General features: G+C 61.5%; 13 protein-coding genes and 2 pseudogenes. 5 read left to right on the forward strand and 10 right to left on the reverse strand.

Annotation, left to right across the window (positions count from 1 at the left end; all coding sequences use genetic code 11):
* Positions 1–167: 167 nt before the first annotated feature.
* From I6L36_RS08270 to I6L36_RS08280, 3 genes are read left to right on the forward strand one after another with little or no spacing between them, the layout of a single operon-like run.
* Positions 168–1955, forward strand: coding sequence for an assimilatory sulfite reductase (NADPH) flavoprotein subunit (locus I6L36_RS08270; protein WP_109112297.1), 1788 nt, complete (start codon positions 168–170; stop codon positions 1953–1955).
* Positions 1955–3667 carry an assimilatory sulfite reductase (NADPH) hemoprotein subunit gene (gene cysI, locus I6L36_RS08275; RefSeq protein ID WP_109112296.1) on the forward strand — a complete coding sequence of 571 codons (1713 nt, stop codon included), beginning with the start codon at positions 1955–1957 and terminating at the stop codon, positions 3665–3667. Before I6L36_RS08270 ends, cysI begins: the two co-directional genes overlap by 1 nt.
* Positions 3657–4463, forward strand: coding sequence for a phosphoadenylyl-sulfate reductase (locus tag I6L36_RS08280; RefSeq protein ID WP_010675432.1), 807 nt, complete (start codon positions 3657–3659; stop codon positions 4461–4463). Before cysI ends, I6L36_RS08280 begins: the two co-directional genes overlap by 11 nt.
* A 93-nt stretch (positions 4464–4556) precedes the next feature.
* Here I6L36_RS08280 and proX read toward each other — a convergent pair whose 3' ends face one another.
* The 7 genes and pseudogenes from proX to I6L36_RS08315 all read right to left on the reverse strand — a co-directional run.
* A complete protein-coding gene (gene proX / locus I6L36_RS08285) occupies positions 4557–5558 on the reverse strand; it encodes a glycine betaine/L-proline ABC transporter substrate-binding protein ProX (RefSeq protein WP_041212478.1) in 1002 nt (333 codons plus the stop codon).
* Positions 5555–6703, reverse strand: a complete 1149-nt coding sequence (gene proW / locus I6L36_RS08290; RefSeq protein ID WP_119196945.1) for a glycine betaine/L-proline ABC transporter permease ProW — start codon at positions 6701–6703, stop codon at positions 5555–5557. Before proW ends, proX begins: the two co-directional genes overlap by 4 nt.
* Positions 6700–7896, reverse strand: a complete 1197-nt coding sequence (proV, locus tag I6L36_RS08295) for a glycine betaine/L-proline ABC transporter ATP-binding protein ProV (RefSeq protein ID WP_010675435.1) — start codon at positions 7894–7896, stop codon at positions 6700–6702. The genes proW and proV overlap by 4 nt, the downstream gene beginning before the upstream one ends.
* A gap of 470 nt (positions 7897–8366) precedes the next feature.
* Positions 8367–8858, reverse strand: coding sequence for a type 3 dihydrofolate reductase (gene folA / locus I6L36_RS08300; protein ID WP_048207033.1), 492 nt, complete (start codon positions 8856–8858; stop codon positions 8367–8369).
* Between the two features lie 23 nt (positions 8859–8881).
* Positions 8882–9349: a threonine/serine exporter family protein gene (locus I6L36_RS08305; protein WP_010675437.1), complete on the reverse strand. Its 468-nt coding sequence runs from the start codon at positions 9347–9349 to the stop codon at positions 8882–8884.
* Entirely contained in the window at positions 9346–10143 is a 798-nt protein-coding gene (locus I6L36_RS08310; protein WP_109112294.1) for a threonine/serine exporter ThrE family protein, read from the reverse strand. The genes I6L36_RS08305 and I6L36_RS08310 overlap by 4 nt, the downstream gene beginning before the upstream one ends.
* A gap of 232 nt (positions 10144–10375) precedes the next feature.
* A pseudogene (locus tag I6L36_RS08315) lies at positions 10376–10624 on the reverse strand (DUF3135 domain-containing protein); the annotation flags it as partial.
* A 95-nt stretch (positions 10625–10719) separates the two neighbouring features.
* On the opposite strand from I6L36_RS08315, the gene I6L36_RS08320 reads away from it, so the two are divergent.
* Positions 10720–11856, forward strand: coding sequence for an ISAs1 family transposase (locus tag I6L36_RS08320; protein WP_114523334.1), 1137 nt, complete (start codon positions 10720–10722; stop codon positions 11854–11856).
* Positions 11857–11873: 17 nt separating this feature from the next.
* Here the strand turns inward: I6L36_RS08320 and I6L36_RS08325 are convergent.
* Positions 11874–11978, reverse strand: a pseudogene (locus tag I6L36_RS08325) (DUF3135 domain-containing protein); the annotation flags it as partial.
* Between the two features lie 407 nt (positions 11979–12385).
* Between I6L36_RS08325 and mog the strand changes: the two are divergent.
* Positions 12386–12916: a molybdopterin adenylyltransferase gene (gene mog / locus I6L36_RS08330; RefSeq protein ID WP_039040332.1), complete on the forward strand. Its 531-nt coding sequence runs from the start codon at positions 12386–12388 to the stop codon at positions 12914–12916.
* A 31-nt stretch (positions 12917–12947) separates the two neighbouring features.
* Here mog and I6L36_RS08335 read toward each other — a convergent pair whose 3' ends face one another.
* On the reverse strand, positions 12948–13295 hold the full coding sequence (locus tag I6L36_RS08335) for a DUF2541 family protein (RefSeq protein ID WP_029314779.1): 348 nt from the start codon (positions 13293–13295) through the stop codon (positions 12948–12950).
* 207 nt (positions 13296–13502) lie between these two features.
* A complete protein-coding gene (locus tag I6L36_RS08340) occupies positions 13503–14258 on the reverse strand; it encodes a DNA/RNA non-specific endonuclease (protein WP_109113144.1) in 756 nt (251 codons plus the stop codon).
* Positions 14259–14579 lie beyond the last annotated feature (321 nt).

The raw sequence follows: 14579 nt of genomic DNA on the forward strand, positions 1-14579 counted from the left end.
GACAGGGGGCTCGGCAAGGCCATTTTTATATCACGGGCGCCCCGGGGCTGAGATGGATTTTGGCTTTATAAATTCATAAATCGCATAAAGAAGATATTTTTATTCTTTGTTGTTATTCATTACACCCCTTACCCTGACCAAAAATCAGACCATGGAAGACATGTGTGATGCCATTGACAGCCCCCACCCTGAGCCCGCTCTCTGACGAACAGCAGCGCCAGCTCAACCAAGTTCTCACCACCCTCAATACCCAGCAACTGGCCTGGGTCAGCGGTTATCTCTACGGCCTCTCCCAGGCGGGCGTCCAGCCCGTGGCGAGCGCAGGCGCAGAAGTCGCGGCTCCCGGCGGCAGCCTGACCATTCTCTACGGCTCCCAGACCGGGAATGCCAAGGGCGTGGCCAGCGCCATCAAGGCCCAGGCCGAGGCCCGCGGCCTGCCGGTGACCCTCACCTCCATGGCGGACTACAAACCCAAGCAGCTCAAGAAAGAGAGCCACCTGCTGGTGGTAGTGAGCACTTACGGGGAGGGGGAGCCCCCCGAGAGCGCCGTCGATCTGTTCGAGCAGCTTAAAAAAGGCAAGGTCGGCAAGCTGGAAGGGCTCAAGTTTGCCGTGCTGGGGCTGGGTGACAGCTCCTATGAGTTCTTCTGCCAGACCGGCAAGGATTTCGATGGTTTCCTCGCCAAAGCGGGGGCCGAGCGCATCCATGAGCTAGCTAGCCTCGATGTGGATTATCAGGATGCCGCCAAGACCTGGGGCGAGCAGGCCGTTTCGGCGGTCGCCGCCACCCTCTCTGCCGGCGCCGCGACAGCCAGCGTGGCGGGCTCGGTGCAGGCCGCCGTCGGCCACAGCCAGTACAACAAGGAGAACCCCTTCCCCGCCAGACTCTCGGTGAACCAGAAGATCACTGGCCGCGACTCCACCAAGGACATCCGTCACATCGAGATCAACCTGGAAGAGTCCGGCATCACCTATCAACCGGGGGACGCGCTCGGCATCTGGTTCGACAACGACGCCGATCTCGTGGGGGAAGTGCTGGCCCTGACCGGTCTGACCGGTGACGAGGCTACCCCCCATGGCAGCCTGCGCGAGGCGCTGACCCGTCACTACGAACTGACCCGGCTGCACGGGGGCCTGATCACTGGCCTCGCCGAGATCACGGACAACGCGGCGCTCAAAGATCTGGCCGGTGACAAGGCCCAGGTCAACGCCCTGGTCGCCTCTGCTCAAGTGGTGGATGTACTGAAACGCTTCCCGGCTTCCTTGAGTGCCGATCAACTGATTCCACTGCTGCGCCCCCTCACCCCCCGCCTCTACTCCATCGCCTCCGCCCAGAGCGAGGTGGAAGAAGAGGTGCACCTGACCGTCGGCGTGGTGCGCTACCGCCAAGAAGATGGCACAGTGCGAAGCGGCGGCGCCTCCTCCTATCTGGCGGACCGTCTGCCGGAAGATGCCGAGGTCCGGGTGTTCGTGGAGCACAACGACAACTTCCGCCTGCCCGCCAATCCCGACACCCCCGTCATCATGGTGGGGCCGGGCACCGGCATTGCCCCGTTCCGCGCCTTCCTGCAGGAGCGGGAAGCACAGGGGGCAGAGGGCAAGAACTGGCTCTTCTTCGGCAACCCCCACTTCACCCAGGACTTCCTCTATCAGGTGGAGTGGCAGCGTTATGTGAAATCGGGCCTGCTGTCCAGGATCTCCCTGGCCTTCAGCCGGGATCAGGCCAACAAGATTTATGTGCAGGACCGCCTGCGCGAGGCAGGGCTTGAGCTCTACCAGTGGCTGGAAGCAGGCGCTCACTTCTATGTGTGTGGCGACGCCAACCACATGGCGAAGGATGTGCAGGAAGCCCTGCTGGAAGTGATTGCGGAACACGGCCACAAGAGCCGTGAGGAAGCAGAAGAGTATCTGAGCGAATTGCGTCGTGCCAAACGTTATCAAAGGGATGTCTATTGATGAGCAAACAACTTATTCCGGGACCGGTCGAAGGGCCGCTGGCTGACAACGAACGCCTCAAGCGCGAGAGCAACTTCCTGCGCGGCACCATCGCCGAAGATCTGCAGGACCCGCTCACCGGCGGCTTCAACGGCGACAACTTCCAGCTGATCCGCTTCCACGGCATGTATCAGCAGGATGACCGCGACATCCGCCCGGAGCGCGCCGCCCAGAAGCTGGAGCCCCTGCACAACGTCATGCTGCGCGCCCGCCTGCCCGGCGGCATCATCACCCCGGCCCAGTGGCAGGTGATCGACAAGTTCGCCGAAGAACACAGCATGTACGGCAGCATCCGCCTGACCACCCGCCAGACCTTCCAGTTCCACGGGGTACTGAAGCGCGACATCAAGCTGATGCACCAGACCCTCAACAGCACAGGTATCGACTCCATCGCCACCGCGGGGGACGTGAACCGCAACGTGCTCTGCACCAGCAACCCGGTGGAGTCCGAGTTGCACCAGGAGGCCTACGAGTGGGCCAAGAAGATCTCCGAGCACCTGCTGCCCAAGACCCGCGCCTACGTGGAGATCTGGCTGGATGGCGAGAAGCTGGGGGGTGACGAGGAGCCGATCCTGGGCTCCAACTACCTGCCGCGCAAATTCAAAACAACCGTGGTCATCCCGCCCCACAACGACGTGGACATCCACGCCAACGATCTCAACTTCGTGGCCATTGCCGAACACGGCAAGCTGGTGGGCTTCAACGTGCTGGTGGGGGGCGGTCTCGCCATGACCCACGGCGACACCACCACCTACCCGCGCAAGGCGAGCGACTTTGGCTTCATTCCGCTCTCCCACGTGCTGGAGGTGGCGGCCGCCGTGGTCAGCACCCAGCGCGACTGGGGCAACCGGGTCAACCGCAAGAACGCCAAGACCAAGTACACCCTTGAACGGGTGGGGGTCGAGGCCTTCAAGGCCGAGGTGGAGAACCGCGCCGGCATCCAGTTCGGGCCGGTTCACCCCTATGAATTCACCAGCCGTGGCGATCGCTTCGGCTGGGTGGAGGGGATCGACGGCAAGCACCACCTGACCCTGTTTATCGAGAACGGCCGCCTGCTGGACTTCCCGGGCAAGCCCCTCAAGACCGGCATGCTGGAGATCGCCAAGGTGCATCAGGGGGACTTCCGCCTCACCGCCAACCAGAACCTCATCATCGCGGGCGTGCCTGCCGGCGAGAAGGCCCGCATTGAGGCCCTGGCGCGTCACTACGGTCTGCTGGATGACGGCGTGAGCGAGCAGCGCAAGCAGTCCATGGCCTGTGTGGCCCTGCCTACCTGCCCCCTGGCGATGGCCGAGGCCGAGCGCATGCTGCCTGCCTTCGTCACCGACATCGAGGGGCTGCTGGCCAAGCACGGCCTGGCGGATGACGCCATCATCTTCCGGGTCACCGGCTGCCCCAACGGCTGCGGCCGCGCCATGCTGGCGGAAGTGGGTCTGGTGGGCAAGGCGCCGGGTCGCTACAACCTGCACCTGGGGGGCAACCTCGAGGGGACCCGCATCCCGCGCCTGCATCTTGAGAACATCACCGAGCCGCAGATCCTGGCCGAACTGGACGCCCTGATCGGCCGCTGGGCCAAGGATCGCAACCCGGACGAGTGCTTCGGCGATTTTGTCATTCGCGCCGGGATCATCGCCCCGGTTATCGACTCCGCGAGGGACTTCTATGCAGCCTGAACAGACTGATACAGCCCGGCTGGCGCGCACCGCCGACGGCCGGCTCGACCTCGACGCCCTCCTGGCCCTGGGCCGGGAGGAGCAGGTCGAGGCGCTGGCCCCCCTCAACCGGGAGCTGGACGCCATGAGCGCCCCCGAGCGGGTGCGCTGGGCCCTGGCCAACCTGCCGGGGGAGCATGTGCTGTCGTCGAGTTTCGGCATCCAGGCGGCGCTCATGCTGCACCTGGTGAGCCGCGAGCGGGCCGACGTGCCCGTGGTGCTGACCGACACCGGTTATCTCTTCCCCGAGACCTACCGTTTCATCGACGAACTGACCGAGCGTCTCGCGCTCAACCTCAAGATCTACCGGGCCGAACTCAGCCCGGCCTGGCAGGAGGCTCGCTTCGGCCTCCTGTGGGAGCAGGGGGTGGAGGGGATCACCCGTTACAACCAGCTCAACAAGGTGGAGCCCATGGACCGCGCCCTGAACGAGCTGGGTGCCCGCACCTGGTTCTCGGGCCTGCGCCGTGAGCAGTCCGGCAGCCGGGGCAAGCTGCCGGTGCTGGCCATCCAGCGCGGTCGCTTCAAGTTCCTGCCGGTGATCGACTGGAGCAACAAGGACGTCTTCTACTACTTCAAGGAGTTCGACCTCCCCTACCACCCCTTGTGGGAGCAGGGCTACCTCTCGGTCGGCGACGTGCACACCACCGCCAAGTGGGAGCCCGGCATGAGCGAGGAGCAGACCCGCTTCTTCGGCCTCAAGCGCGAGTGCGGCCTGCATGAGGAAGGTGGCGAGAGCGACGGCTCCGGCATCTGATCCCCCGCGGCCCGGCCAAGTGCTGCGCCCACAAAAAAACGCCCGGCAACTGCCGGGCGTTTTTCTTTGCGCAAAAGGGCGACGTCCCCCTCATTACATGGCGGCGGCGCGCGCCTGATTCAGCCAGTCGTTCACCAGTGCCTCGTGGCCCTTGAGCCAGGCGTCGGCATGACGTTCCACGTCCGCCGGCTTGTTCTGCCCCTTGTTCATCAGGCCGTTCTGCACGTTGATGTCATTGAGCGGCAGCTTGACGATGGAGAAGAGCTTGGCGGCGGCCGGATTGGCCTCGGCAAACCGCTTGTTGGCAACGATGTGCATGGTGTTCACCGCAAAGCCGTAGTTCTTGCCGTTCGGCAAACGGGTCTTGGCCGCATCCGGGGCGTCGGCGGGGACTTCCAGCCACACCACATCCTTGCCCGGCACCAGTTCGCTGCTGAGCCAGTAGGGGGTCCAGGTGTAATAGAGCACCGGCTTGCCGGCCTGGTAGCGAGCCAGGGTATCGGCGATCAGCGCCGCGTAGTTGCCCTGCTTATGGGCCACCGTGGGGGTCAGACCAAAGGCATCGAGGTGATGGTTGATCGCCCCCTCGCAGCCCCAGCCGGGGTTGCAGCCGATGAGGTCGGCCTTGCCGTCGCCATCCCCGTCAAACAGCGCCGCCACCTCGGGATCCTTGAGCTGGCCCAGGTTGGTGATGCCGTATTGGGTCGCGGTCTTCTTGTCGATGAGGTACCCCTGGGCGGCACCGGCCACATAGGTGCCCTCACGGAAGAACACCTTGTCGCCTCCCGCCTGCTCGTACTTGTTGTCCTGCAGCGGCACCCAGTTGAACGCGAGGAAGGTGCCGTCTCCCTGGGCCACCGAGGCATAAGCCACGTTGTAGTCCACCTCCTGGGCGGGCTGGACATCGTAACCCAGACGCGCCATCAGCTTGCTCACCAGCAGGCTCTGGAAGGCCTCTTCCGGCAAGGAGCTCTGCAGGGGCTGAACGCGAACCCCCTCCCCCGGCAACTCGGCGCTGGCCATGGCGAGCGGGCTCAGCAGTTGAGCACTCAGCAGCAATGTGCCCAGGGTCAATCCTTTGGTGGTCTGTCTCATGCGTTTACTCCTTTGTAATCGATTTTCTTGTCACGGCCGGCCAGGCGCAGCAGCAGGGCGGCGGGGCCGTGCTGATACCAGCGGCCGGTACGGGTGCGATCTGGTTGCCCCATCGCCTGGGTGAGGCGGTCGAGCACGATGGCCAGCAGCACGATGCCGAGGCCGCCGATGGAGGCGAGCCCCATGTCGAGCCGGCCGATGCCGCGCAGCACCATCTGGCCGAGGCCCCCCACCGCGATCATGGAGGCGATCACCACCATGGAGAGCGCCAGCATCAGGGTCTGGTTGACCCCGGCCATGATGGTGGGCATGGCGAGCGGCAGCTGTACCTTGAACAGCAACTGGGAGGGGCTGGCACCGAACGAGTGGGCCGCCTCCACCAGATCCGTGGGCACCTGGCGAATACCCAGCATGGTGAGCCGGATCATGGGCGGCAGGGCGAAGATGACGGTCACCACCACCCCGGGCACGTTGCCGATGCCAAACAGCATCACGATGGGGATGAGGTAGACGAACGCCGGGGTGGTCTGCATGGCATCCAGCAGCGGCCGGGTCCAGGTGGAGAGCCGCTCGCTGCGGGCCAGCAGGATGCCGGTGGGCAACCCCAGCAGCACACAGAAGAACAGCGAGGTCAACACCAGGGACAGGGTCACCATGGCATCGGACCAGGCCCCGATGAGCCCGATCCCCACAAGAGATACGAGCGTGCCGAGCGCCATGCGGCCGTTCACCAGTTGCCAGGCAAGCAGGGCCAGGAGCCCCATCATCAGGGTGGAGGGCACCGTCTGCAGCAGATGGGTCATGGCGTTCAGGGTCAGCTCCACCGGTGCGCGGATCAGCTGGAACAGCGGCCGCATGTTCTCCACCAGCCAGCCGATGCCCCCTTCCACCCAGGTATCCAGCGGCACCATCGCCTGCTGGAAGGGATCCAGCCAGTCGATGGCGGTTGTGGTGTCGGCGGCTTCGATCTGGTTCTGCCAGTCGGTAGCCTGGGTGTCGGTACTGCCCCAGGGATCGGACACCTCGGCGGACGCAGGCGCGCTCCAGGGGTCTGCCGCCACCTCATCGGCCCGCAGGGAAGGGCTCGCCAGCAGCACCAGGGCCAGCAGCCCGCTCAGCAAGAAATGGGGATTCATCAGCTTCATGCCGGGGTACTCCTGTCCAGGGTGTTGAGCAGATTGGCCTTGGAGATGAGGCCGAGGTAAGTGCCATCCTCCTCGACCACGGGCACCTGACAGGGGGCGGCCGCCACCTGGCTGATCAGTTCATTGAGGGCGGTGTCCGCCAGAATGGGCTGGATGTCCGCCAGCAGCGCCTGCTCCAGGCTGCCTTTGGCCCTGACCGCCTGACCGAGCGACTCCACCGAGACGACCCCGAGGAAGCGACGGCTGCGATCCACCACGTACCCGAACTCCCGCTCAAGCTCCTTGAGCTGGCGCAGGGCGTTGCCCGGCCCGTCGGTGGTGTGTTTCTTGATGAGGGGCACCTGCTTGCGGCTGGCCACGTCGCGGGCGCTGAACACATGGGCCAGATCCACCCCGCGAAAGAAGGCGCGCACATAGTCGTTGGCGGGCTGGTTCAGGATCTCGTCCGGGGTGCCCACCTGCACCAGCTGGCCATCCTGCATGATGGCGATGCGATCGCCGATGCGCATCGCCTCGTCCAGATCGTGGGAGATGAAGACGATGGTGCGCTGCTGGCTGGCCTGCAGCTTGAGCAGCTCGTCCTGCATCTCGGTGCGGATCAGGGGATCCAGCGCGGAGAAAGCTTCGTCCATCAGCAGAATGTCGGGGTCATTGGCAAGGGCCCGGGCCAGCCCGACCCGCTGCTTCATGCCGCCGGAGAGGGCATCCGGATAAGCCTCTATCCACTGCCCCAGCCCCACCTGATGGAGCGCCTGACGGGCGCTCTGCTGGCGCTCCGCCAGCGGTACACCGGCCAGCTCCAGCCCGAAGGCGGTATTTTCCAGCACACTCAGGTGCGGCATCAGAGCGAAGGACTGGAATACCATGCTGATCTTCTTGCGACGCACCCGGCGCAGCTCGCGCTCCGAGATGGCGGCAATATCCTCGCCATCGATCAGCACCTGGCCGCGGGTCGGCTCGATCAGCCGGTTGAAAAGACGCACCAGGGTGGACTTGCCCGAACCGGAGAGGCCCATCACCACGAAGATCTCCCCTTCGTTGATGGCCAGATTGACATCCTGGACCCCCAGGGTCTGTCCGGTCTTTTTCAGGATACTGGCGCGATCATGCCCTTTCGCCAGCAATTTGAACGCTTTATCCGGCTGATCGCCGAAGATTTTGTAGAGGGATTTGACCTCGAGTTTGACTGTCATATTGTCCTTTTTCTTGGCCGACGCCTTGCCTGGCAAACCGTCGAACGTGAGCCAATTACTTTTAACACTAAGCAATTTCACACCCAAACAAAAGAACCAATTGAAGCCGCCTTAAGATGATTAAATTTAAGTCATTGATTTTTATTGGTTATTTTCATTCATAAAAATCCATTAAATCACGATAAAAACGCCTATAACAGACAGGGTCGCCACAGTATCGATGCACTTGCAGCACATTTCATTAATGATTAAAAGGCGTTAGCAGCAGGCGAAAAGAGAGGGTGGGGACGACGGCGCCCATCGGAGCAATGAATGGCCATTTAATTACATTACTAATCATTTTGATGCCGCGCACTCGGTATTGCTTCAGGCACCTTCAGCCATGCCGGTTCAGTCCCCTTCTCTTTGCGGCAACAGGGCACAAAAAAGCCCCCGGCTGTCGCAAGGGGCTCTTCATGGCATCAGAGGGCTCAGCGCCGCTGCCAGGTCTCGAAACAGTAGGGATGGGGGTTCTTCTCGTCAGGCTGATGGGACTCGCGCTCGATGCAGGACCAGTCGCCCTCGTCAAAGGCCGGGAAGCGGGTATCCCCCTCCACCGCCAGATCGATGCGGGTCAGATAGAGCCTGTCGGCCCGTGGCAGTAGCTGGCCGTAGAGATGCCCCCCCCCGATCACCATCAGCTCGGCCACATCGCTGCCCGCCAGCAGCGCCAGCGCCGCCTCCACCGAGTCGATGACCTCCACGCCGTCGGCCCGGTAGTCGGGATTGCGGCTGATCACCAGATTGCGACGGCCTGGCAGTGGCCGTCCGATGGACTCGAAGGTCTTGCGCCCCATCAGCACCGGCTTGCCCAGGGTGACCCGCTTGAAGTGGGCCAGATCCGCCGGCAGATGCCAGGGCATCTGGTTGTCCAGGCCGATCACCCTGTCCTGGGCCATGGCGGCAATCATGGAAATCATCATGGGGTCAACCTCTCGCACCGTCGTCAGATAATGGGGCGGTTACGGTACACGACCAGAGAGGGGATCGCCAAACCGAAACTCAGGGCCCCCACGATAAAGAGCGCCTTGAGGCCGTTCTCCACCGCGCTCTGAAGCAGCTCCATGGTCACCCCGGAGATATTGAGCTCGACGATGGCGATCATGGTCTTGAACGCATAGCTGCCCGGGATCATGGGGATGATGGAGGCGACGCTGAACACCGGGCGTGGTGCCAGCAGGCGGCGCGACCAGTAGACACAGACAAAGCCGACCGTGGTCGCCGCTGCCAGGGTGGCCCACTCGATGGGCATGCCGTAGTGGATGAGCAGGGTACGCAGGCTGTGGGCCAACGCGCCCCCCATGGCGCAATATTTGAGCATCCGTGGCGGCACGTTGAACAGCATGGCAAAGCCCACCGCCGGAATGGCCGACCAGAAGGCATCCTTGGCCAGCAGCCAGAGCAGTTCCATCATACCTTCCACCCCCAGATACCGGTCACCGACATGGCGAGAATGATCCCTATGGCTGCGCTGATGGTCAGCAGTGTCGCCGTGCCCCAGCGGGCCAGCCCCATGTTGAAGTAACCCTTCACCATGTCGGAGACCGCATTGATGAGCGGGAACCCCGGCACCAGCAGCAACACGCTGGCGGCCATGGCGAGATAGGGTTGTTCGCCCCAGCCGAAGAAGGTGGCGCTGGAAGCGAGCAGGGTGGCGATAAACCCGGTGGCGGCAAAGTTGATGAGGGGGCTGTGGTGATGGCAGGCAATGAGCTGGCGCACCCGCATGGCGACCGAGGCCGAGCAGCAGGTCACCAGGAAGATGGGCCAGTCACCGCCAAACAGCAGGCTGAAGGCACCGCAGGAGAGCCCCACCATGGGCACCACCAGCCAGGGGTGATAGTGGAACGGCGTGATGGCCTCGAGGCGCTGACGTACCTCGCGCGCGCCGATAAGCGACTTTTCCGTCATGATGCAGATGCGCTGGATTTCGCACACCACCTGCATGTTGATGCCGTGCTCCCGCACCCGGCGGGTGGTGGTGACGCAACTGCCTTGGTAGAGGCTGGTGAGGACGATGGCGCTGGAAGAGATGGCCATCTCGACGCTCTCCAGCCCGAGCGCCATCCCCAGGCGGACCGTGGTCTGCTCTATGATGCGGCTCTCCGCCCCAAACTGGGCCAGCATCTGGCCCGCCTTGACGATGATCCGGGTGATCTCCGTCTGCTGCTCTCGCGACAGCACCCTTCCTGGTGTGATGCTTCTCATGATCCCTTTGAGTCATAGCAAGATGAAATGTGTCTGGATATTACCCCAAAATAAATACACCTTCATCCATCTCTATCGGACTGCGGGCACTGGTCACTATTATTCAGCCGCCCGGGGAATATTTGCAGCAAATAAAAAACAATTTACCCAACTTGCTTAACAACTTGTTTGAGAAGGGGTGAAACAAATTAATAAATACCCTGTTTTTTTATATCTTGAACAGGGCCGTGAATTATTTCCGTTTCAGATAACTGGAAAACGCTATCACATTATCCGGCAGCGGGGGCTCTGCCATTTCCTGACAAGATTCGTTCTGCAGATCCAGAATGTGCTGGCGCATGGCGTAGACCGAGTCATGCATCATGTTGGCTATCCGGATGCAGCTGTCGAGGTTGTTTCTTGCCAGGCGGCGCTGGCAGTCGATGCGAAATTGCAGACCTCGCAACCGACGTTGCCGCTCTGGCCCCACCTGGGCGATCAGGGCAGGGCGGGATCGTGAATGTTTTTTAACCATATAAACAGGTTTGACCTCACGATCTGACTATGATCTTATGTGCTCTTTTCTGGAGCCATGTGATGTCAGTCGATGCCCTCTTTACCCGGTTTTTCAGTGAAATCCACGATAACCGCCAGCCCGCGAAAATCTCTTATCCCTTTTACGATGTCCTGTTTCTGACCGTTTGCGCTGTGATTGGTGGCGCTCAGGGGTGGGAGGACATCGAAGACTTTGGCGAGGTCCATCTGGCATGGCTTCAAGATAAGGGACTGTTTCTAAATGGTATTCCTGTGCATGACACCATCGCCAGGATCATCTCCCGCATCCAGCCAGAGCAGTTTCAGGCAGCATTCATTCGCTGGACCCAGGCCATCCAGCAGCAGATGGATGGGGCATTGATTGCCGTTGATGGCAAGACCCTGCGTCGCTCCTATCAACCCGGAGATCGTTCATCGACTATCCACATGGTCAGCGCCTACGCCGCCGCCAACAAACTGGTGCTCGGTCAGGTGAAAACCGCTGAAAAATCCAACGAAATCACCGCCATTCCCGAATTGTTGGCACTGCTCGACATTCGTCAATGCCTGGTTTCCATCGATGCCATGGGCTGCCAGACTGCCATTGCCACGTCTATCCGGCAGCAGGGTGGGGATTATCTGTTGGCCGTCAAGGGGAATCAGCCCAAGCTGCTTGAGGCCGTGAAACAGGCGCTCGCTCCGGCCATGGCCACCCCGCTGTCAGCGCAGACGGCGGCGGTAGAACAGGCTCATGGGCGCGTTGACGGTCGTGAATATCACGTCATCCCGGCCGGGGAACTGGCGGCCCAGTTTGCCGATTGGGACGGGTTGCAGAGCCTGGGTGTAGCCATCTCTTATCGTATTGAAAAAAATCAAAAAATAGCTATAGAACAACGTTATTTCATCAGCTCAAAGGTGCTTGACCGAGATGAGTTTGCCCGTGCCGTGCGCGGTCATTGGGCCATCGAAAACGAGCTTCACTGGGTGTTGGATGTGACGATGGGAGAAGATGCGTGCCCCATCTATCGCGAAGACGCGGCGGAGAATCTGGCCTGTATCCGACACATGGCCGTGAACATGCTAAGGGCGGAAACATCACGCAAAGCGAGCATCAGACGCAAGCAGAAAATAGCGGCGATGAGCAGTGACTATCTGGACACTGTGCTCGCAGCTGGCCTGCAAAAACTCTCTGAAATTTAACAGGATGTTCACGCTCTCACCCTGGCGATCAGGGTCTCTATCTGCTGGTGCAGCAGCGCGTCGAGTCGCTCCGGCTCGGCCAGCGCCCAGTACTTCAGGGTATCGAAATCAGGCAGCTCCATATACCCTCCTGGCCGGACCTCGCCCATGGAATGGAACGACGCCGGGCACATCACTATTTCACTGTCCCTAGGGAAGGTTATATAGGATGGTGGCGATTTTGGGCCATTCACCGCCGAGCCACAGGAGTCCGGTTTTTGGCACGGATTGCGCATCGTTGGCGGAAAAAATCATTTATTCCTTATGATTCATGAAATTAACCGAATCCGGCCTGCGTCAGTTTTTTTATAAAATTTCAGCGCCATTTTTCTCGGCCTTATGCCTTATTAAGGAACTTTCCTCAAAATTGTTTTTCATTCGACTCTCTCCCAGGCTCGACGCCCTCCCCTTGTACCATCCGGCGGTTTAACATATCTCACTGATTATGTTATTTTATTTACCACTTTATTGCGGCAACCAAGGGCAGACCATGAGCAAGGCAAGAATCGGTATCGTCACCGTCAGCGATCGCGCCAGTGCAGGCATCTACGAAGATCTCTCCGGCAAGGCCATCATCGACACCCTGAACGCCTACCTGACCTCGGAATGGGAGCCCGTCTATCAGGTGATCCCCGACGAGCAGGATCAGATTGAGGCGACCCTGGTTCGGCTGGTGGACGAGGAGCAGTGCTGCCTTGTCGTTACCACGGGGGGCACAGGGCCGGCCAGGCGGGATGTGACCCCGGAGGCCACCGAGGCGGTGTGCGATCGCATGATGCCGGGCTTTGGCGAGCTGATGCGGGCCGAGTCCCTCAAGTTCGTGCCGACCGCCATCCTGTCGCGCCAGACCGCCGGCCTGCGCGGCAGCTCGCTCATCGTCAACCTGCCGGGCAAGCCCAAATCGATCCGCGAGTGCCTGGATGCGGTCTTCCCTGCCATTCCCTACTGCATCGACCTGATGGAAGGGCCCTATCTCGAGTGCGACGAGGCCATCATCAAGCCGTTCCGCCCGAAGAAATAAGCACTGGGCGGGGATTTTCCCCGCCCTTTGCTCATTTGCGCCCATACACCTTGACCCCTGCCCTGCTCCCTTCCGAATTGCCGTACACCTCGATGCGCTTGATGCAGAGTCGGCTGCCGAGGGATTGCCACCCCGACTCCTGATCCTCTCTCAACACCTTGTCGAAATAGAGGGTCTTGCTGCGATCGTTGCCGTAGAACACCTTGACCCGCTCCAGGGTCAACTCCCGCCCTGCCTTGACCATGATGGATTTGGTCGGCCGGCAGGCGAGCATGGGAATGATGGCGGGATGATCGCCGACCCCGAGCAGAATGGTCTGCCCCAAGCGGATATCCTCGTCGGCCATGGCCGGGGGAACAGCAGCCCCCAGCAGCGCCATGGGTACGCAGATGCGCAACGCGCGGGCAAGAGTGGACGAGGAGTGAAGGGAAAACAGCGCTGACATGATGCCTCCTGAAAAAAGGAGTCATGATAAGGGCCGATGCCAGACCCAAGCTGTACTGGCCCTGTACCAGGGGCCATGACAATGGCCGGAGGCCCGTGTGGGTAACGGGGGCCTGGGCCCCCGTTACCCCTGCCGGACGCGCTAACCGCCCCACATGGCCGACAGCCGCGACTCCATGGCCTCTTCCTGCTCATCCGGCAACTCGGTGAAGAAGTCGAGCCCGGTCTGCTCCTCCACCTCATCCACCGTCACCACATAGTCCGCCAGCTTGCTGGCCGAGACGTTCTCTTGCGGCAGGATGAAGGCGATGGCCCGCTTGCCCGCCAGATCCATCACCACCCGGTAGTAGGCGTGGGGCACGGTCACGCCGTTGCCGATGGCGCCATCGGAGTGGGTGAAGATGGGGCCGGTGATCACCTGCACGCTCTTGTAGGTGATGGCCCACTGCCGGGTCTTCTCCTCCAGGATGCGCCAGGCCCCCTGGTTGAGCGCCGGCAGTTGCGGGGTCATGTTGGTGAGCAGGAAGCTCTGCTTCATGGTGTTGGCGGTGGATCGCATGTCCGCCGCCGGCGCCTGGTGGCCGCGGTCATAGCCCGAGCCCTTGTAGTCCGACAGGGTGGCGCGAAACTGCACCGGCACCTCCTTGTCCTCGGCGAAGGCATCCTTGCGCGGCACCTGGCCCTGGGCGCTGGCGGACGTCATCCGGTAAGAGACCCAGTCAGAGACCTTGGTGTCGTAGTTGTACCCGGCGGCATAGCCCTCCCGGCACAACAGCTGACTGGATTGACCGGGTACCCCCAGGGTGACGTGCTCCCCGCACTGGAATCCCGCCGCCAGGCTCGGGAAAGTGGTGAGAGTGAATCCGATAGCCAGAACTAATTTATTGATATTATTCATTATTATGCCACTCCTTGTGTTAGGCGGAGTGATTTGACACCAGGTCGGATGAGTAAGGCAATCGCACAAATAGCGAGCAATCCGAAAATGTGAAGAGGACGGCAAAACCGCAAACAAGGCGCCGCCAACCGGGGGATTGCCATCCCCCCGTCACTGTGCTGAGGGGGGAATTTCTCCAGCACTATCAGAGGGATAAGGGGTCAATACCGAGGCACTCTGTCAGCACAGCGCCCGGCTCCCGCCACGCACGCCCCTGACCGGGTCAGGGAATATCGAACAAATCCCAGCGAAATAAGGGATCCTCAAGCCCGATAATTAGTC

The organism is Aeromonas sp. FDAARGOS 1406 (genome assembly GCF_019048565.1).
In the GTDB taxonomy this organism is placed as follows: Bacteria; Pseudomonadota; Gammaproteobacteria; order Enterobacterales; family Aeromonadaceae; genus Aeromonas; species Aeromonas caviae.

Coding starts and splice junctions, on each gene's coding strand:
- I6L36_RS08270 (WP_109112297.1), top strand. CDS start 168: ATGCCATTGACAGCCCCCACCCTGAGCCCGCTCTCTGACGAACAGCAG.
- cysI (WP_109112296.1), top strand. CDS start 1,955: ATGAGCAAACAACTTATTCCGGGACCGGTCGAAGGGCCGCTGGCTGAC.
- I6L36_RS08280 (WP_010675432.1), top strand. CDS start 3,657: ATGCAGCCTGAACAGACTGATACAGCCCGGCTGGCGCGCACCGCCGAC.
- proX (WP_041212478.1), bottom strand. CDS start 5,558: ATGAGACAGACCACCAAAGGATTGACCCTGGGCACATTGCTGCTGAGT.
- proW (WP_119196945.1), bottom strand. CDS start 6,703: ATGAAGCTGATGAATCCCCATTTCTTGCTGAGCGGGCTGCTGGCCCTG.
- proV (WP_010675435.1), bottom strand. CDS start 7,896: ATGACAGTCAAACTCGAGGTCAAATCCCTCTACAAAATCTTCGGCGAT.
- folA (WP_048207033.1), bottom strand. CDS start 8,858: ATGATGATTTCCATGATTGCCGCCATGGCCCAGGACAGGGTGATCGGC.
- I6L36_RS08305 (WP_010675437.1), bottom strand. CDS start 9,349: ATGATGGAACTGCTCTGGCTGCTGGCCAAGGATGCCTTCTGGTCGGCC.
- I6L36_RS08310 (WP_109112294.1), bottom strand. CDS start 10,143: ATGAGAAGCATCACACCAGGAAGGGTGCTGTCGCGAGAGCAGCAGACG.
- I6L36_RS08320 (WP_114523334.1), top strand. CDS start 10,720: ATGTCAGTCGATGCCCTCTTTACCCGGTTTTTCAGTGAAATCCACGAT.
- mog (WP_039040332.1), top strand. CDS start 12,386: ATGAGCAAGGCAAGAATCGGTATCGTCACCGTCAGCGATCGCGCCAGT.
- I6L36_RS08335 (WP_029314779.1), bottom strand. CDS start 13,295: ATGGCGCTGCTGGGGGCTGCTGTTCCCCCGGCCATGGCCGACGAGGAT.
- I6L36_RS08340 (WP_109113144.1), bottom strand. CDS start 14,258: ATGAATAATATCAATAAATTAGTTCTGGCTATCGGATTCACTCTCACC.